Origin of the sequence: Mucilaginibacter sp. 3215, assembly GCF_050433785.1 — a bacterium.
In the GTDB taxonomy this organism is placed as follows: Bacteria; Bacteroidota; Bacteroidia; order Sphingobacteriales; family Sphingobacteriaceae; genus Mucilaginibacter.
Genome location: NZ_JBNPWO010000007.1, coordinates 102,726 through 122,032 on the forward strand (window position 1 = coordinate 102,726; position 19,307 = coordinate 122,032).

General features: G+C 42.9%; 13 protein-coding genes. 3 read left to right on the forward strand and 10 right to left on the reverse strand.

Annotated features, from left to right (window positions below; translation table 11 throughout):
* Positions 1-3: 3 nt before the first annotated feature.
* Positions 4-858, reverse strand: a complete 855-nt coding sequence (locus ABIC84_RS14315; RefSeq protein WP_429263957.1) for an ROK family protein — start codon at positions 856-858, stop codon at positions 4-6.
* A gap of 7 nt (positions 859-865) precedes the next feature.
* Positions 866-2,104, reverse strand: coding sequence for an MFS transporter (locus ABIC84_RS14320; RefSeq protein ID WP_429263958.1), 1,239 nt, complete (start codon positions 2,102-2,104; stop codon positions 866-868).
* 228 nt (positions 2,105-2,332) lie between these two features.
* Here ABIC84_RS14320 and ABIC84_RS14325 point away from each other — a divergent pair, with 228 nt between their 5' ends.
* Genes ABIC84_RS14325 through ABIC84_RS14335 form a run of 3 tightly spaced genes read left to right on the forward strand, consistent with a single transcriptional unit; the run spans position 2,333 to position 4,670 of the window.
* A complete protein-coding gene (locus ABIC84_RS14325) occupies positions 2,333-3,373 on the forward strand; it encodes an AI-2E family transporter (RefSeq protein ID WP_426589041.1) in 1,041 nt (346 codons plus the stop codon).
* A 5-nt stretch (positions 3,374-3,378) separates the two neighbouring features.
* The gene (locus tag ABIC84_RS14330) at positions 3,379-4,311 is read left to right on the forward strand and encodes a cation diffusion facilitator family transporter (protein WP_429263959.1); all 933 of its coding nucleotides are present in this window, start codon (positions 3,379-3,381) and stop codon (positions 4,309-4,311) included.
* A gap of 35 nt (positions 4,312-4,346) precedes the next feature.
* Complete coding sequence (locus ABIC84_RS14335; protein ID WP_188831673.1) at positions 4,347-4,670, forward strand: hypothetical protein; 324 nt, start codon at positions 4,347-4,349, stop codon at positions 4,668-4,670.
* A gap of 106 nt (positions 4,671-4,776) precedes the next feature.
* Here ABIC84_RS14335 and ABIC84_RS14340 read toward each other — a convergent pair whose 3' ends face one another.
* The 8 genes from ABIC84_RS14340 to ABIC84_RS14375 all read right to left on the reverse strand — a co-directional run bounded on the left by ABIC84_RS14340 (position 4,777) and on the right by ABIC84_RS14375 (position 19,286).
* A complete protein-coding gene (locus tag ABIC84_RS14340; RefSeq protein WP_429263960.1) occupies positions 4,777-5,898 on the reverse strand; it encodes an XrtY-associated glycosyltransferase XYAG1 in 1,122 nt (373 codons plus the stop codon).
* A 253-nt stretch (positions 5,899-6,151) separates the two neighbouring features.
* Positions 6,152-6,712 (reverse strand): inorganic diphosphatase, encoded by a 561-nt coding sequence (locus ABIC84_RS14345; protein WP_429263961.1) that lies wholly within the window; start codon positions 6,710-6,712, stop codon positions 6,152-6,154.
* 312 nt (positions 6,713-7,024) lie between these two features.
* Positions 7,025-10,009: a glycoside hydrolase domain-containing protein gene (locus tag ABIC84_RS14350; RefSeq protein ID WP_429263962.1), complete on the reverse strand. Its 2,985-nt coding sequence runs from the start codon at positions 10,007-10,009 to the stop codon at positions 7,025-7,027.
* A gap of 189 nt (positions 10,010-10,198) precedes the next feature.
* On the reverse strand, positions 10,199-11,215 hold the full coding sequence (locus ABIC84_RS14355; protein WP_429263963.1) for a c-type cytochrome: 1,017 nt from the start codon (positions 11,213-11,215) through the stop codon (positions 10,199-10,201).
* Between the two features lie 10 nt (positions 11,216-11,225).
* Entirely contained in the window at positions 11,226-12,626 is a 1,401-nt protein-coding gene (locus ABIC84_RS14360; RefSeq protein WP_429263964.1) for an aryl-sulfate sulfotransferase, read from the reverse strand.
* 87 nt (positions 12,627-12,713) lie between these two features.
* Complete coding sequence (locus ABIC84_RS14365) at positions 12,714-14,234, reverse strand: RagB/SusD family nutrient uptake outer membrane protein (protein ID WP_429263965.1); 1,521 nt, start codon at positions 14,232-14,234, stop codon at positions 12,714-12,716.
* A 41-nt stretch (positions 14,235-14,275) separates the two neighbouring features.
* On the reverse strand, positions 14,276-17,341 hold the full coding sequence (locus ABIC84_RS14370; protein ID WP_429263966.1) for a SusC/RagA family TonB-linked outer membrane protein: 3,066 nt from the start codon (positions 17,339-17,341) through the stop codon (positions 14,276-14,278).
* Between the two features lie 595 nt (positions 17,342-17,936).
* Positions 17,937-19,286: a Gfo/Idh/MocA family protein gene (locus ABIC84_RS14375; RefSeq protein WP_426589061.1), complete on the reverse strand. Its 1,350-nt coding sequence runs from the start codon at positions 19,284-19,286 to the stop codon at positions 17,937-17,939.
* Positions 19,287-19,307 lie beyond the last annotated feature (21 nt).

Genomic DNA, 19,307 nt, shown 5'->3' on the forward strand with positions numbered 1-19,307 from the left:
ACTTTACTTCTGATTATCGTAATACAAAGCGGCCGCACCTATGATACCGCTGTTTTGCAGTTCCGAGATCTCGATTTTTATACGTTCAAGCGTTTTTGAGTAGGCAAAGGTTTTCACCTGTTTCCACATGGTATCTTTAAAATATTCAAAGGCCTGGCTTACCGATCCGCCTAAAATAATCAGCTCGGGATCATAGGCGTACATGATCATTTTTACTGCATTCCCCACATGGTTTCCTAATTCGGCATACAGCTCCAATGCCCTCTCTTTGCCGGCCTGAGCATCTTTAAATACCTGTACGCCATCCAATCCGTACACATTACTAAAAAATGAGCCGCTGCAATAGTACTCCAGGATGTTATCGATATAGGGAAAAAGACCTATCTCCCCGGCACCGCAATTGTGGCCTGCATACAGTTTGCCATTGGTGATAATGCCGGTACCAAGCCCGGTGCCCAGGGTCACGCCAACCATGCTGTTAGTATCTTTTCCCTTTCCAAAATATAACTCGCCTACGGCAAAACAATTGGCGTCATTATTTACATATACCAGGATGTCGTATCGCTCCTGCATCAGTTTTTTCAGGTGCACTTCCTTCCATGAGGGAATATATTGCACATCATAAACAATACCTTCGGCTACATCAACCACGCTGGGCACACCTATACCAATGGCGCTGGCCTTATCGTTTTGCAGCAGGGCATCAACAACGGCATAAATATCGTTCAGCACATCTTCTACACTGCCGTCGCTTTTTATCCGTTGAGATATGATATTACCGATGGTGTTATTATTAACCACCGCTCCTCGGATATTAGTAGCTCCCAGATCAATGCCTATAACTTTTATATTGCTCATTTATTTATTATGCTTTATTATCAAAAATAGTTTTGTTGGTAACCAGCGGCTTAGCCCAAAAGCCGATACTAAGCATGTAGCCGAATGTAATGTACAGGAAAAACATCCCCTGCCTTAACCCAAACAGGCTGCCCAAACCGCCTATCAGGAGCTGAACCACCGCGCCGCCAATAATCCCTGTAACCAGGATCCCGGCAAATGAACCGTGATCTTCAGCTATCGAACTCAACGCCAGCGAGAATATAATGGGATACATTACCGACATGAAGAAGCCAACTATTGAAAATGAGTACAATGATGTTTGAGCGCTGCCGAACAAACCAAGCGTGAGGAAAATGAGTGCCAAAATGGTAAAGATCACCAGCAGCTTGCGGCTATCCATCAATTTAAGTAAAAACAAGCCTAAAATGCCGCCGGCGGTCATCAATCCCCAGAAATAGGCTACCGCGCTGGCACCCGTGGTTTGCGAATCAAACTTGTGGTAAACGAGTAAAAATTGCGACATCCAGTAAGATACGCCCTGCTCGCTGCCCACATAACAAAACAAAGCTATAAAGTAAGCTATAACAACGGGCTTTTTAAAAAGGTCGACGTGGGTTTTCCATGGCCCGGCTTTTTCATCGCTGGCCAGTTCAACCTTCGGAAATTTAGATATCAGCATGATCACCAACATACCTAAACAAATAACCGCAAACAGCCAGTACAACGAGATCCAGGGCATGGCTGTGGGTACGTGCGCCTCAAGCAAAGGGAAAATACCACCCTTGTTGCTCCCCATGTTTTTAACCATGTATGAATAAACCAGCGGACTAACAAAGGATGCCCCGCCAAATATGAGCTGTGCCAATACTGAGGTAAAAGCGTAATTTTCCTCCCCGCCTGATGTGCGGAGCAGCGGATTAATCACCACCTGCAGCATAGCCATACCGCAGCCAATTAAAAACAAGGATATAATGGCAGTAAGATAATTAGGATAAACAGCCAATAGTAAAGAGCCAAAGAACGCCACCACAAAAGCAGCAACCATAATGGTTTTCTCATTATACTTTTGAACCAGCATGCTCGACGGAATTGACATAACACCATAGGCAATAAAAAATGCAAAGGGCAATACTCCTGCCATTACATCGCTCAACTTGAAATCCTTAATAAACTCGGGAGATAACGGCCCGATAATATTGGTTAAAAACGAAATAACAAAAAACGTAAGCATGATCAGCGTTACGATATAGTAGTTTTTCTTCATCAACTGGAGGGCTATGGTTTTTGGTTCGGTTATAACCTAAATATCGTTAAAAATCTTTTGATGGAATAATTTCATAAAAACTTATTTAAATTGTTACACTTCCTTTCTAAAACATTTTAAAAAGTTTAAAAGCAATCGATCTAAATCTCTTTCGTAATATCTTGTTAACTTAATTCAATCAAAACATTTAGAGTACATGAATGTGTTAATGGAACAAATACCTGCTATATGACCCCAAAAAAAGAAAAAGAGCTTACTTATATCGAAAAAGTATGGCACACTGTTGCTATTGTTGCCTTATTGGTTGTAGTGATACTGATAGCCCGGGTGGCTTTTAACGTACTGCTCATGGTACTTTCAGGCGCACTGATCGCGACTTATTTTCATGGCCTTGGCGACCTGATAGAGCGTAACACTAAAATGCCGAGGCGGTATGCAATGATCATATCTGTAGTTGGTTCATTTTTAATTGTAGCAGGCTTGTTTTATTTAATGGGCACAACCATACAGCACCAGATAACTTTACTTAAAGATACGCTTCCGCATACGGTTAATAATTTTAAGGCTAAGCTGGCTTCAAACCCAACGGGGCAGCAAATACTTGATTATTTTTCGGGCGATAATGATCCCGATAAAGTTGTGGTTACGGTACAGCACTTTTTCAGCACCAGCTTTGGCGTGCTGGGTGATATTTATATCATACTGTTCCTGAGTATTTTTTTTACTACCAATCCCGATGTTTATAAAAATGGCATATTAATGCTGCTATCAGATCAAAAAAAACCTTTGGGACAAGATATTATGGACAGGATCAGTCTTTCATTAAAAGGCTGGCTTAAAGGGATGCTGCTCTCTATGGTATTATTGGGCTTGCTGCTTACCACAGGCTTAAGCATTATGGGAATTCCGGCGGCATTGATATTAGCTTTATTTGCGGGCATGTTAAAGATCATCCCTAACCTGGGCTCGGTTATAGCCATGATACCGGGTGTATTACTTGCACTTACCATTGGCACAAATACCGCTATTATAGTGGCGCTCATTTATGTTGTATCGCAAACCGTAGTGAGCAATATCGTAGTGCCTATAGTACAAAACCGTATGATCAACCTTCCTCCCGCGCTTACCATCATCAGCCAGGTGGTTATGGGAACGCTTTCGGGGGTACTGGGTATCATATTGGCAGTTCCTATTGTGGCCATTATTGTGATTTTGGTTGATGAATTGTATGTTAAAAAACTTGGCGATGCCGAGGTAATAGCGCATTAAGGAATATGACCTCATCAAAAAAATCGATATATAGCGCACTAATTGCCAACCTGCTCATAGCAATAACCAAATTTATAGCGGGCGTTATAGGCCGAAGCGGGTCTATGATCTCCGAGGGTATCCACTCGGTAGTGGATACCGCTAACGAATTGCTGCTGTTGCTTGGTCTGCACAGGGCCCGCAAAGAGCCCGATAAAACCCATCCTTTTGGCTACGGTAAGGAGCTATACTTTTGGTCGTTCATTGTATCTATCATGATATTTGGCCTGGGCGGAGGGCTATCTATTTACCAGGGTATATTACATATCCGCCAACCCGAACCCCTTGGCGATCCTACGATGAGTTATATCGTTTTGGGATTATCCGTCATATTTGAAGGCTCGTCGCTCATCATCGCCCTGAAAGAATTTAATGCCATAAGGGGCGATCAAACCTGGTGGGATGCCGTAGTTAAAAGCAAAGACCCATCAACCTTTTTAGTGATGTTTGAGGATAGCGCAGCCGTTGCAGGGCTTTTTATTGTTGGCATTTGCATGTTCCTGAACCATCGTTATCACATCCCCGTGCTTGACGGTATAGCATCATTATTGGTTGGATTGATATTGGTTGGTGTTTCGGCCATATTAGCCCGGGAGAGCAGGAGTTTGCTTATGGGCGAAGGTATTTCGTCTGAATCGCGTACGAAGATAAGCACCCTCGTTGAACAGGATAATGCCGTTTTAAAGGTGATGCACATGTTGTCAACCTATCAATCGCCCGATGAAATTATTTTGATGCTGATAGTAGCTTTTAAAGAAGACTTGGATACCCAACAAATCAACGAAGCTATCGGCCGGATCCGGGATTGTATTAAGCAGGAGTTTAGTTTGGTGCGCTTTGTATTGGTACAGCCCGAAACATTTTCGGCAGAAATTACTGAAACAGGCAGCGTACTTTAATTGTATATTAGCTATTGATAACAAACACCTATCTCATGGAAGAACAAAAATTTCATTACGCAACGGTAACCGAAGCGATAACCAAATTAAAAGAACAGGGCTATACCCATGAATTTAGCCTGGAAGGTGATCACCTCAAAGCAGGCGCGGAAAATTTCCCGGTAAAAGAATTTGAAATAGTGGACCTGTACCGCTACGAAGGCCCCTCCGACCCCGCCGATGAGGCTATTGTTTACGCCCTTGCTTCAGCGGAAGGTATTAAAGGCACACTGGTAACGGGCTATGGGATCTCGACAGATGAGGCGACTATAGAAACGCTAAAAAATTTACATTATAAGTATCAGCAGGGCCGGCAATAGTCTGGCCCTTTAATCGTACCTACCTCAGTTCCAACGCACATTTCGGGCTTAGCTTTAAAGGAAGGCAGCCATCCGGGATAGCAAACTGACCGAAAGAAAAGAGGGACTATTTTAAATACTCTTCGTAGTACTTTGTTATCAGCACCTGCTCATGAAACGTCGTTCTGATAAGTTCGCGGCCATGCTTGCGGATGTGATCTAATTTTTGCTTTCCAAGGTGAGCTTCGTTCAACTTTTCAACAATGTCGACGGTATCTAATGTACAAACCCAGCCCAGGTTATTTTCACCAACAAAATCGGAAAGACCAACATTTTCGGAAACTAAAACTGCAGTACCCATGTGCAATGATTCAACCACCACATTCGCGAAGTTTTCATTAAAGGAGGTGAGGACACACAGATCAGACTGGTTAAGCCGTTCAAATTTCTCATCCCGGTTCACCCAGCCTATCCAGTCAATTTTTGAAGCTATATTTAACTCATCCGCAAGTTGTTTCAATTGCTGTACGTATGCTTCATCTCCATCGCCGGCAATGACAAGCTTCAGATTAAAAGAGAGCTTGCTTATAGCAGTAAACAGTTTTTCAAGTCCTTTTTTATGATGAATGCGCGACATAAAAATAATCGTGAAGCACTCATTGCGGGGTTCCTTTATTTCGATATCAGGTAATGATAAAATATTGGGTAATACAAAGCCCTGCCAGCCCGGAATCAACCTCCTGCATTCCATATATTCAGACTGGGCGGTAGCGTGCAACACGCATTTCTTTAAAATTTTACGGCCACCTAATTTATGGATCAATTTTTTGTAGCTGCTGTTTCCGCGTTCAAATACGTACCCGCTTAGCATGCCGCGGGGCGCCAAAATCACTTTGGTTTTACTGAATAAGGCGATCCGTGCAGCTATTACGCTTAAAATGCTCCACCACGAATGGATGTGGATCACATCATAATGGCTGGCGGTTTTAATAAGCCTGCGCCATAATGCCGGACTAACGTGCGTATGATCACCGGTGATCCGTTTAAAATAAATTACATTAACGCCTTCCACATTCGTCATCGTACCCGGGATTACATCCAGTTCGGTCTTACCGTTGGCTGTAGTGGTATAAACGTCAACAACATGCCCATTAGCTGCTAATCCCTCGCATAACCGCGATACAGATTCAGTTGGACCTCCGTAGCCGTAAGCGGGTTTATAAGCAGGTATAATGTGCAGTATTTTCATAAAACATCATTAGCAATATGCGAATGCAAATATGCATCCTGCGAAGGGATTATTTAGCCTGCTGCAATTTTAAACCCAAATTAACGAGGCATAAACGGAGCAGGCAAATCCTGAAGGAAACCGACGGTACTAACTCCTAAAGATTATCTGCGCTGCGCTCCCCGCCGGGACGAAGTGAAAATAAAAAATGTTTAACGCCGCAGCTCAATTAAAAAGAAGCAGAGTTAAACATTTTTTGTTAGACCTTAATATTTTAACCGGCTACTTTGTTTTGGACAGGTTTAAAATTAACATCATACAATACCATGCTATCTTCAATAACTCGATGCCCATAACTTACGCCCATCCAGCGCTCAACCGTTACATTTTTACCTTCCAATACTTTATAATCTTTAAAGAAACACTCAATCTCTTTAATTGTATGTGGCGGCAGTTCGCTTAAATCATTTATGTAGTTTACTGACATATCATTATTGGCAACAGCAATGATTTTGTCATCCTGTTCGCCATTGTCAACCATATGCATCACCCCTATCACCTTAGCTTCGATGACAGACAGCGGAAAAACATCAACCGAACATAAAACTAAAATATCAAGCGGATCCTGATCATCACAATAGGTTTGTGGGATAAATCCATAATTGGCCGGATACATTACTGACGAAAAAAGAACACGGTCTAACTTTAAAAGCCCGGATTCTTTATCAATCTCATATTTAGCTTTCGAACCCTTAGGAATTTCAATAACGGCGTTTACAATATAGGGGATTTTAGGCCCGGTTGAAACTTCATGCCATGGATGTTGTGTATTCATTGGTAGTAATTCAATATTTTGGTTGTTTTTTTATGAAAGTACCAACAATTTACCGATTCAATTAAAATATTTTCATTTTATTTCAATCCAATTTATAACTAAAGTAGTTCAAAGAGCTTGTTGCCGTTCAGTTTCAAGGGTTTACGGTTGTTATAAAAACACGGGTAGTATGTATGCTTTTGATACATACCTCAAACTACAAACTAACATAATAAGCCAACAATCTAAACCGCAGGGGCAGACCGGCGGGTTTAAATCAATAATCTACCATGCAAGGCATCCGGCGATAAACCATTTTTATTCATTACCCTGTTATTTAATGATCAGTAACCAGCCTTTACCTTTTTCAACCGGGATCCTGTCGTTCAGGCCAAATGTTTTGCCCGGCTGATAGCTTTTAATTTCCGGAGCAGTAATAGTTGCTTTTGCCGGGTCAATGCCTAATTTTTTCCAGTCGATATTTAACTGAAAATCAGTATCGGCATCTTCCCAACTGGCAACGGCCACCATGGCGGCACCATCCTTTTTGTAAACGGTTGCTATAATTTTGGCTTTATCTGTTTTCACCGGATTATCATCAACCCAGTAACCAATCATTTTTGTGCCTTTCATACCAAAATTATCCCAGGCTTTCCAGATCGGCCGCGGATCGGCGCCGTCGCTCCATGGCATACGGTTAGTCATGCCGTAAACCATGCCACGCCATTTGTTACCACCACCCTGCAACATCTCGCCCATCAAACCAAAAGGGATCCCACTCACTTCAGTCAGGAAAAAATCGGGATCATTTTTTTCATAATCGAAATACTCACCAAACCATAAACGGTTGAGGTAAGGAAAATGCTCCATATACAGGTTAGCGCTGTTGTTAAAACCATCGCTTTTATTGTATTGATTAGCCGAGTGCAGATCTATAATACCTGGATGACCATTTTTAGTCAATACACGTTTAATGCGTTTCATGGTAACACGGTCAAAAGCCACATCATCCAGGTAAATACCGTCGATACCAACGTTTTGGGTTAACCAGTTCATGCCTTCCACGTAGTAATTGTGCCAGCGGTTCATGCCACTGTTGATAATGGCGGCGTCTTTAATTTCAGGTACAAACCATGCGGCTATATAATCATCGCCCACATGCTCCTGTAACCAGCTGAAGCCTCCACCCTTACCCGGCGAATAGATCTCATGGCCCAAACTGCGTAGCGCAAAAGTTTCGTACGCATGGTTGGATAGCTCGCGGATGGTATTATAGATCTTCACCTTTAACCCCGCAGCATGTGCCGAATCATCATAAGCCTTCATTTTTTGCCATGCTATGAACGGGTAGTTAATAGTTGGGTTTATTGCTGTTGCATGATGAATATTGATAAGTGTTGCGCCTGCGCTTTTTATGGTATCAATAGGTTTGTACGAGTGATAAAACCTTGTTGCCCACTGAAAATCGGTATTAATGGTATGGAAAGGCGTTACCAGCAGGGTAAAGTTGTAGTACAGTTCATCGCCTTTTTTCAGGTCGCGCTCACCGCTGTAGTTGTTGGCCAATACTGCTTTACCATCAAACGCTACTTTAATACCACCTTTGTTATCATTACCCCATGAAGTTGGCAGTAACAATGGCTTTTGCAGATAAAAATTGGTATTCAGCGGACGAACATATTTTTCATCCCTCAATGAATATTGCAAACCGCCGTTCACATTACCTATCCAGGCGCCATCCTGGTTTTTATGGGCAACGTCCCATTTCCATTCAAAGTTTTCAGGGCGATAGCCCCCTTTTTGACCAAGGCCTATCATATATTTGGCAAAATCTTTTTTAAAAGGGATGTGCATGGTAATATCTTTCAGGCTAACATCCTGTAGGGCTTTTACTTTCACGGTATAAGCCATAAAGCCGTCAAACTCCAGCGAGGCGGTTACATCCATCTGTAAACTATCATTAGCGCTTACTGCCGTCCACTGCACTGTGCCTGCCTCTTTTTTGGTGAATTGCACACCCTGGCTTTTCAGGTTTATCTTTTTACCGGCGGCATCAATAAAATGAAAGTGGATGCCCTCGGTAAGCAGGTTATTAGGTGTTGCCGCGTACTCCGTCATTTCCGGGGTAAAGTAAGTCTGGATCTGTTTTGGGAAACCATCTTTATTCACCTCCACTTTACGGCCAAGCAGGCTAATAGTATTGCCGCTTATTTCAAGCGGTGTATATGGCGCAATGACCGTATTTTGTTGTGCCATGGTTGAGTTTAACCAGCCCAGGCGGGTCATTTTATAAGGTTCGCTCACACCGCCATCTTTTGATATTTTGCTGTTTACTTTAACAGATAAAGCAATTGTTTTTGCGGGTTTCCCGTTGATGCTGATGGTAGCTTTGCCGGTATAAACTGAAGGTAATATGGCTGAAGGTACATCTACCCCGCACCATAAGGCCTGGATCTCCCCCTTGGCAATATCTACTACTTGGCTGAGTGGCCTGCCATCGTAGGTGGTGCCACCGGTGTTAATACAAAATAACGCCGAAGCTGGTATAGCCTTACCCGTTGCAGATCTCAAGTCGCTGAATGTTACCTGTATGTTTTTTATATTCTGTAGCGCGTAAATACCCAACTGAAATGCAAAGTTTTCGCCACGGGCAGCCTCGCCGGTGTATGTGCTCCGCGGACCAAATTCTATCCACCGTTGAGGCAGATCTTTAGCCATGCGGATGGAGTTCATCCTATCTTCCGGAAAAACCATAAATGCTTCTGTTTTATGTTTACTAATCAAAGCATCCGTTTCAGCTTTAGTAGCGATCACCTCCATAGGGTAAAAACTATTAAAAGCATCGATAGACTGATATTCTTTTACCGCAGCTAAAGGCGCTTGCTTACCATTTACGGTACTAAGCCACTCTGTAGTAGCTGTATTTTCGGGTTTGAGATAAACACCCTTTGGATAATTGGAACGGCCTTCATTTTTATAAGGCATGTAATACACAAAGTAAGTACCCTTACCCGATGTTGGCTCAAAATACAGTTCGCCGCTTTCACGGTTTACGGAACCAACTTTTACATTGGTTATTTTTTGTTTGGTTTTAGCATCCTGAATGATAATCCGCTTATTTTCGGACTCATTATCCCTGCGCCGCCAGTTGATCACTGCTTTAGCCACTTTACCTGTACCATTAAAGGTTAACACCACACGGTGGTTACCCAATGAATCGGCCAGCCAGCATTTATCGCAATTGGTATAAGGTACTTTTTGCGCCGAAGCAGCAAAGCCGGATAAAAGGAAAGTGAAAGCTAAAAATTGTTTTTTCATGAAATAAATTTAGTCAGTCTTTTTATAATGTTGTTTCAGGAATTATAATTCCTAAAACCGCCGCCGCTCGGCTCCAGCCGAGTGGCAACTATTTCACGGCCTCCGGCCGCAGTGTTAAGCAGGCCAGAGGCCTGGAGATAGCGGTCACTCGGCTGGAGCCGAGCAACGGCATTTGTTATTTATTACTGATTATATAGCAGGTGTAATCCCCTGGCCTTCCCAATAATCAATAATAGGTTTAAAAGGCCCATATTTATGCTGTTGTTCAGAAAAAGGATCTTTAAAAGGCCCTTTATCATAATCAATTGCTTTTTCTTCATAATGCGGATAATCAACCTCTTTGGTAGTTTTAGGTAACGGGCGTTTATGTTTTTTATCGTCATTTACAAAAGCGGCAATATCAAGCGCCTCGGCATCGGTCAGGAAAGGTTTACCTTCAGCTGTTTTATCGTAAGGCATGTTACCCTTTAACCATTGCGCTAATTTAACCACACGGTGCATGCTTGAACCCGGACGGTACGCCAACAATCCCCATACAGGCGGATATTCATAGGTTACATTATCAAAACGCATTTTGCCTTCGCCGTTTTTCGCATGGCAACGCTCGCAGTTTTGAGCGTATAAAACCTCGCCCCTGTCTGATGATGCCGCAACATCCGGCAGTTCAACCTCCATGTTTTTTAACCCTTTGGTGGTTTTAGAAACGTTTGATGAATCACTCAAAAACTTCAGGTAAGCCATAATCGAGATCATCTCCCTTCCATTCAAAGGTAAAGGTTTGCCTAAATTAGGGCGCATTACACAATTGTTGATGCGCTCGGCCAAAGACAAAATCCTTCCCTCTCTTGCCCTGTACTGCGGATAATCACGAAACGATCTTATCAGGTTAAAAGCATATGGCCTTGTACCGGCATCTCGATGACAGTTGGTACAATTCATTTTATTGCCGGTATAGTGTCCGTTAATACCTTTGGGGCCAATATAGTATGCGGTATGCAACATCAACTCCCTTCCGTACCGTACGGCCGCACCATATTTACCGCCCGGCATTTTGGTTGTATCTACGGAAACCAGGTTATTCACAGCCGCTGAATCAGCTTTATTTGCCTCTTCGGCCTTGCTCCCGCTACAAGAAACTAACTGGGCAATGCCCGCCAAAGCGACTAACAACATCAGCAAAGCTATATATTGATATTTCTTTTTCATTTTTAATGATCTACGGTTTTAAAAAAGGATCAAGCTGTTCGTATTTTATAAACCCGGCGCGATAGGTTGGTACTGATGTCTCCATTGTCCATTGTAAAACGCCTTTATTATTTGCCAATACTACAATGTGTCTTTTGGAGCAGCATACCAATGTGGTTGTATCATTGATCATATAGGCACTGCCCATCCTTCCGTTAAAAATTTCTTTTGGTAGTTTGATGTGCATAGCAATAGTTGAGGTTTGATTTTTTTCATCAACTTTCATTGCATACACGCCCGACTGGTGTTTTTCCACCCCGTTATCAAAAAACAAGAGGTTTCCCTGCTTATTAATGTGGGCTGCGTGGGCCTGGGTAAAGTTGCAGTCGACAGGCATAGCAATGGTGCCACCCTTGCCAAATTTGTAAATCACTTTACCATTATGGGCGTCAATCTTCCAGATTTGCCCGTTGTTATAAAATGACATCAGGTAGTTGCCATCAACATCATAATTTAAACTGTTGGCATGCATCCAGTCTTTTTTTGTTTTCAGGATTTGGGGATCTTTCAGCGGATCCATTACATCAAACACACTCCACTTATAAAGCTGTTTACCTGTTTTATCCATCACCATAATGCCATCGCCGTTAACAGTATCCTGTTTACTTCCCCCTACAGATGTTAGATCCATAATTTTCTTATCCACAAAAATGGTTACCAACTGGCCCTTATCGTTCTTCAATATTTCGTGATGAATGGTTTGCTTGAAATCGCCCTGCCCTTTGGTAAGGTGCAGTAAAGTATCGCCTAACATATTAATTTCCAAGATCTCACTGCCGTAGCTGGTAGGTTCATCATTTCGGCCTAAAATAGAAAGCAGGGTTTTATCCTTCGTAAAATTGATCACTTTAAAACCCAGCCTGTCAATCATGTGGTACCACCTGATTTGCCCTTTAGCGTCAACCAAAAATGCCACACCCGGTGCGTAACGCTTGTTAATGAGCATCAAGCCGTCATTAAACTGTGTTGGAAGAGTGGCTTTCGCGGCAACTTTTGCATTGAATTGTTCCTGCAAAAACAGCGGCAACTGGTGCGATTTAAAAGTATGGGTTTTGCCAACTACAGTATCACCGCCGTCAACAGTTACTACATGGTATGAATAAGTAGTATCGGGCAATATATTCAGAAGCACAAGCTTATATGAGTTAGCATTTCCTGTAGTGGTCGATCTGTACTTTACCGGCTGCTTACCTTCTATCCAGTATTCGGCGTACAGATCAACAGGCTTGCTGGTCATAACATCAAGCTTAATTTTTAGCTCGTTATTATTATACAGGCCTATGTGAATTTCTTTTATCAGATTGCCACCCGAGCAACCGCAGATGATCGAAACCAACAGCCCCTTCGCTAAAACTTTAAACCAATCTTTCATCACTAATTTTGTAATACCGGTTAAACAGTAAAGAATATACACCCCATTGAAGGCTGTATACTCTTTACTAATATTTGAATTTTATGCTTATTGCTGCCTGCCCGCATTATTCAGCTTGGGGTTGATGTTAACCTGGTTAAGCGGATATGGGAAATACTCGTCGCGCGGCAACTGTACGGTATTGGTTTGGCCAACACGTTTCAGATAGGCGTTCACGATCACATCATATTTGCCAAAGCGTTTCAGGTCGGCCCTTCTTTTGCCTTCATAATATAGCTCCCAGCCGCGTTCCTGTAACAATGCATCGCGGAAAGTTGCCTGCGTCAAATTAGCCTGCACCAATAATTTGGCATGTGAGCGGCCTTTAACCTGGTTTACTAATGAAACAGCCTCTGCGGTTGGACCATTCAATTCGTTTAAAGCTTCGGCGCGACTTAATAACACATCTGCATAGCGTAAAACATCCACACTATGGCCATCATAGTAAGTGTTGGCCCCATTTGGATCGGCATACTTCATGGTTGCAACATCCGGCATATACAATACTCCATCCGGAGCGGTAGCGCCCTGCGAAGGGGCTTGTTTGTGGGTTAAGCCGTCGACGCCCTGGTATTGGGTGAAGAACATTTTTTTACGGTCATCCTCATCGCCATAGCTGTTGTAAAAATCCCAGGTTACAGCGTAGTACTGCCACCTGTCGGTTAACACCGGATGGCTTAGCGGACCGAAGTGGTTCAATAACTCTGTTCCGTTAACGTTAGCATCGCTTAATACCGAGAAGATATTTTCAGAACACCAGGTGTTTGATTCTTTAAATAAACCTTCGTAGGTTGGATATAACTGGTAGATACCCAGATCCATCACCTGCTTGGTTAAATCAGCGGCTTTTTGCCATTGATGCTCACGCAGATAGATCCTGGCCAGCAGGAACATCGCAGCACCTTTGGTGGCGCGACCAACATCATTAGTTGTGTAGATATCACTTTTGGTATAATCTTTAGGCAATACATTGATCGCATTTTGCAGATCGCTGATCATTAACGCGTCCACCTCCGCAACCGGGCTCGGCGCGGTTTGAGCTTTGTAATCGGGATTGGCTACATCCTTTTCCGTATTCAGGATCACCGGGCCCCAGGCATCTGTAAGATCGGAGTAAGCTATAGCACGTAAGAATTTCATCTCAGCCAAAAACTGATTTTTCTGAGCATCTGTGATACTTTTCATCGCGGCTATATTGTAAATAGCATTGTTTGCATTGGCAACAAGCTTATAGATCTGCCTGTAATCCTCGGCTATCAAACCGTTAGCTGAGTTCCATTGCACCAGTGACAACTGTCCCGGGTCGCCGGCGTAGCTACAGTGGCCTACATCGGTAGTTAAGTCGGTAAGGGCAAAGTGCCTCACTGTCCAATAATCGAAGTTATCGCCAACTGCCGGGCCTTTCAAGCGGGCATAGACTGAGTTAACCGCTGCAATGGCGTCAGACTTGGTTAAAAATGCGTTTTGGCTTGTTAAGCTGCTGTATATTTTAGGCTCGAGGTTGGTTTTGTTACACGAAAACTGTGTAACTACCGCGGCTGCTAAGAGTAGAATATTATATTTTTTCATTTTGACTAAAATTTTGTTGATCCCCTAAATGGATAATTTCATTAATGGATAGATGCCTTAATACCGAATGTTATCGTTCTGAATGCCGGGAACGAGTTAAAGTCTAAACCGCCGCCAGTAGCGCCAGAGTGCACGTTAACTTCCGGGTCTGTACCTTTATAGCCGGTAATTGTCCATAGGTTTTGAGCTTCGGCATAAACCCTTATCCCCTGCAAAATTTTCATGTGCTGAAACAACGATGACGGGAAATTGTAAGCCAGTGTAAGTGATTTTAAACGCACATAAGAAGCATTTTCAACAAAGCGCGAGTTTACGTAGCTACCATAAGTGCTCAGGTAATAACCTTCGCGGGGGATAGATGTATTTTCATTTTTACCTGCAACAAACCTGTTCAATCCGGTTACACCTGTAGTTGATTCGAGTACCATAGCATTCATGTTGTACAGGTAATAGTCAAACGCTCCCTGGAAAAATATTCCCAGATCAATGCCTTTGTAATGAAAATCGTTGCCAAAACCGGCCATATAATGTGGGTTGGAATTGCCCAGGTAAGTGCGGTCGTCCGGGGTAATTTTACCGTCGCCGTTCACATCTTTGTATTTAGGATCACCTGCTTTTGAATTTGGCTGCGGGGCGTATGTTTCGCCGGTTTTCACTACGCCCTCGTAAACGTAGCCATACAGTTCACCTAACTCAATGCCTGGTACAACCCTTGTAAATTCCTGGCCCGAAACGGTACCACTTGGGTTAGCAGTATTAGTGCTGATCACGGTTACCCCAGGACCTAAATCCAACGCTTTTTGCTTGTTATAAGCGAACGTTACGGTGCTATTCCATGATAGATCTTTACCCTGTAAATTGTTGGTATTTACCGAAAGCTCAATACCCCGGTTTTGGATGGAGCCACCATTTATCCATTGATTGCTGAAGCCCCATTGCTGGCCGATAGGAATCTGGATGAGCAAGTCAGTTGTTTTTTTGCTGTAGTAGTCGATACTTGCATTGATACGGCCATTGGCAAAACCCATATCCAAACCAATATCAAGCTGCCTTGTACTTTCCCACTTCAGGTTGGGATTGGCCAGTGTTTTAGGCTCGATACCGGTTTGCAAATTGCCGGTTTCATTTAGCACAACACCATAAGGGCTAAAAGTTGAAAGATACAGGCTTGCGGGGATACGGTCATTACCTGTAACACCGTAACTAACACGAGCTTTTAAATTAGAGAACGTATTCAGGTCCTTTATAAAATCGTCATCGGTAAGCTTATACGCTATTGCTCCTGCGGGGAAAAAGCCTGAACGTTTGTTTGAACCGAAGTTTGACGAACGGTCGTCACGATAAGAAAAGGATGCTAATAATTTATCTTTATAAGCGTAATTAAATCTTGTAAAATATGATGTCAACATGGCTTCTGCCTTGCTGCTTCCATAACCATTAACCAATGATCCGGCACTTAGGTTATAATATAAAAACGCATCTGTAGAAAAACCTTTAGCACCCGCGCTCAATCCTTCCGTGACATCCTTTTGATTCGACGTACCTAATAAAACAGTAAAGTCATGATCTTTAGCTATGTTAAATTTATAGGTAAAGTAATTTTCAACTATCCACCTGAAAGCTGATGAGGTTTGCTCGCTGGCAACACCACCCTGCTTAGCGCCGGCGATTGTTGTAGTTGGCAAATATTGCCCGGCTGTAGTTTGGGTATATTCGGTACCGGCAGTAAGATGATAAGTTAGGCCATTGATTATTTTGTAATCCAAACCAATGTTGGCATTTACTAATTTATTGCCGCTATTATTTGTGGGCTCTAATAAGCCCGACAACGCATTGGTTTTTGTACCCTGGGTAACGTAATAATTATAAGTACCATCGGCATTATATGGTTTTACGTTTGGTGGTGCAGTCAATAAACTAAATAATGGCGCGGTTATATCGCCGGAGTATGACTGCAGTGTTGAGCTTGAACTGGCCCCGTAAAAATTAGCGCTGATCTTCAGGTTTTCATTCATGGTTTTCTCAGCACCTATCCTTGCAGTATATCTTTCATAACCCGTATGTTGTAATACACCCACCTGTTTGATGTGGTTACCGGCAACATAGATCTTTGAATTCTGATCGCCTGAGCTTAAACTGATGCTTTGATTTTGAACTGTTGCGTTGCGGGTTGCAAGCTTTAACCAGTTGGTATTAGCCACCTGGAAGCTTGAAGGATATGGTTGTGGCTTTCCGTCTTCAAGAGCCGTTGCATTTTGGATATCGGTATACTGCTGCCCGGTTAACAGGTCCGGCTGATACCTTAGATATTGTGTACCGCCTGATATATCGGCATCCAAAGAAACTTTGCCATTCTTACCTTTTTTTGTGGTGATCAACACAACGCCGTTACCGCCTCTCGCACCATAAATAGCTGTTGCCGAAGCGTCCTTAAGCACCTGGATATCCTCCACGTCATTAGGGTTAACCTGGTTACCATTATCGCTGATGAAGCCATCAACAACATATAATGGAGAAGTTGAGGTATTAATAGAGTTACCACCCCTCACGGTGATATTGATTCCGGAGCCCGGCGCAAAACTGGCCTGTTGTACCTGCACGCCTGCTGCTTTACCCTGAATGGCCTGTCCAATGTTGGTGGTTGTACCACCAAGCGTCAGGTTATCACTCTTGATTGAGCTGATTGAACCGGTCAGGTCACCTTTTTTAACAGTACCGTAACCTACAACAACTACTTCATTCAGTTTATTCAGGTCTTCCTGCAAAGTGATGGTGATATCAGTTGAGCCACCCACAGATACTTCCTGCGGTTTATACCCTACGTAAGAAACAACCAATATTGTAGAGTTACCCTTTAATGTAATTTTGAACTTACCGGCAACATCGGTTGTAGTGGTATTTTTGACACCTTTTTGGGTAACGGTAGCACCAATTACAGGACCGTCTTTATCTTTTACGCTACCATTAATGGTTGTTTGCGCATTGGCAAGTACTGGCAATAATAGTAGCAGGCAACAGCACATCAACTTAAAAAGGCCGTTGATCTGCCTCCTCAAATAAATGTGTTTGCTGAAGCCCTTGTCGGGGAGTGAGTAAATTTTAATCATACGTTGGTGGTGTTAGTATTAATTAATTGTTAGTTTTTTGTTGTGATTTAGCCTTGTTTTTGAATATTGGAAATTAGAGATACAGGGTTTCGAAAACAAAAAATCGCCCCTCCAAACACAGCGCAAACGTTTGCTTTGGGTGAAAACAGGCTTACGCAAACGTTTGATTCAAAGTATTTTGCAGTGATAAAGCTTGATTCCTGAAAGCTTTTGTGGCATTAAGCGGGTTGCAAACCGGATGATTTAAACGTTAATTTTATGGATTCTGCGTATTTGGAGGATTAAGCTTGAAGAATTTGATTATGAGTTGGTTGGACTAACATTTACAAAATTAATCCACTGCAATATCGGCCACCACTCGGCTGTTGCTCATAGCCGTTGGCTTAGGCCGGCAAGGGGGTTAACAGGGTTAACATACATTCAAATATTTACATATAAACTCCTTATAATCAATTAAATAAAAAAACACGAGTTACACTAAAAAGCTATCGCTGTGCCGGAGCCAAGGGCAGCTATGATCGTTTTAAAAAAGTAAAGCCCGGCTTTTGGCCGGGCTTTACACAAAACATGCAAAAAATATAAACGATAATTATAATTAAAAGCCGCTGTCATCAAGCGCGAAGGTATTTTTGCGCTCCTTCCATTTGCCGCGGGTAAAATCAGGAAACGCTATGCTGGCATTACCTTCTTTTAATGATTTTGTTGATAACGGCGTAATCACACTCATGGTAACAGAATCATAAACATCAATAGGTGTCTGGCGTTTTTGCTTTACTGATTCAACAAAGGCGTTAAACACAAACCAGTCCATACCGCCGTGACCTGCACCTTCGGCAAACTTTTCGTATTTTTTCCAAAGCGGGTGGTCATATTTATCAAACCATTCTTTTGCCGGGTCCCATGAATCATCTTCTTTTGATTTATGGTCGATATAAACACTTTTGTTTACATCCATCCACAAACCTTTAGTACCCTGTACGCGGAAACCTAACGAATATGGGCGGGGAAGGTGCGTATCATGGCTTAGCATCACTGTTTCGCCATTGGCACAGTTGATCATAGTGGTAGTAACGTCGCCGTTCTTGTAATGGATCTTAGCGTTCGGGTGACCGGGCGATAATTCTTCTACGTATGCTGCCAAACCCTTTGCTTTGGTGCTAAATGATACCAGGTTCGTAAAACGGTTGCCAGCATTGATGTTGGCATAATGCATACACGGACCGGCACCGTGGGTTGGGTAAATATCGCCATCCACATCGATATTGAACTGCGTGCGCCATTGGGCTTCGCTCAGGGCTTTAGGGCCAAACTCAACACCACCGCCATAATATTGCTTACCATTATTGAATAATACTCCTCTTAAATTATGCTGATATCCGCCTTCCAAATGAATGATTTCACCAAACAGGTCCTGGCGTACCATGTTCAAGGCTGCCATCACGTCACGACGATAACAAACGTTTTCAAGCGTCATGTATGGGATGCCTGTTTTTTCTGAAGTGTTAACGATATCCCAGTGGTCTTCAACCGTAAGACCGGCAATTACCTCACAGCCTACATACTTTCCGGCTTTCATAGCGTCAATAGCCTGTGGGTGATGAAACTGCCATGGTGTGGCAATAATTACCGCATCGATATCTTTATGGTCGAGCAGTTTTTTGTAGGCATCCAGTCCGCCGGTGTATTCCTTTACGGGTGCATGGCCTTTTTTGGCGATGTATTCGCGGCAAATCTTCAGTGAGCTTTCCTGTGTATCACAAATGGCAACGATCTCCACATCATCGCGAAGCAAACCTTCGGCAATATGGCTCATGCCGCGGGCACCTACGCCTATGTAACCTAAACGGACTTTCGCAGGTGCCGATGCAAACAGCCTTCCTGACGGTAAAATGCTAAAACCGGCTGCCGCAATCGCGCTGGTTTTCAAAAATTGTCTTCTTTCCATATATAATATTGAGGTTTTTGG

Excerpts from the sequence above, each read along its gene's own strand:
- ABIC84_RS14340 (WP_429263960.1), bottom strand. The coding sequence starts at position 5,898 with ATGAAAATACTGCACATTATACCTGCTTATAAACCCGCTTACGGCTAC.
- ABIC84_RS14325 (WP_426589041.1), top strand. The coding sequence starts at position 2,333 with ATGACCCCAAAAAAAGAAAAAGAGCTTACTTATATCGAAAAAGTATGG.
- ABIC84_RS14345 (WP_429263961.1), bottom strand. The coding sequence starts at position 6,712 with ATGAATACACAACATCCATGGCATGAAGTTTCAACCGGGCCTAAAATC.
- ABIC84_RS14360 (WP_429263964.1), bottom strand. The coding sequence starts at position 12,626 with ATGAAAGATTGGTTTAAAGTTTTAGCGAAGGGGCTGTTGGTTTCGATC.
- ABIC84_RS14320 (WP_429263958.1), bottom strand. The coding sequence starts at position 2,104 with ATGAAGAAAAACTACTATATCGTAACGCTGATCATGCTTACGTTTTTT.
- ABIC84_RS14365 (WP_429263965.1), bottom strand. The coding sequence starts at position 14,234 with ATGAAAAAATATAATATTCTACTCTTAGCAGCCGCGGTAGTTACACAG.
- ABIC84_RS14375 (WP_426589061.1), bottom strand. The coding sequence starts at position 19,286 with ATGGAAAGAAGACAATTTTTGAAAACCAGCGCGATTGCGGCAGCCGGT.
- ABIC84_RS14330 (WP_429263959.1), top strand. The coding sequence starts at position 3,379 with ATGACCTCATCAAAAAAATCGATATATAGCGCACTAATTGCCAACCTG.
- ABIC84_RS14355 (WP_429263963.1), bottom strand. The coding sequence starts at position 11,215 with ATGAAAAAGAAATATCAATATATAGCTTTGCTGATGTTGTTAGTCGCT.
- ABIC84_RS14335 (WP_188831673.1), top strand. The coding sequence starts at position 4,347 with ATGGAAGAACAAAAATTTCATTACGCAACGGTAACCGAAGCGATAACC.
- ABIC84_RS14350 (WP_429263962.1), bottom strand. The coding sequence starts at position 10,009 with ATGAAAAAACAATTTTTAGCTTTCACTTTCCTTTTATCCGGCTTTGCT.
- ABIC84_RS14370 (WP_429263966.1), bottom strand. The coding sequence starts at position 17,341 with ATGATTAAAATTTACTCACTCCCCGACAAGGGCTTCAGCAAACACATT.
- ABIC84_RS14315 (WP_429263957.1), bottom strand. The coding sequence starts at position 858 with ATGAGCAATATAAAAGTTATAGGCATTGATCTGGGAGCTACTAATATC.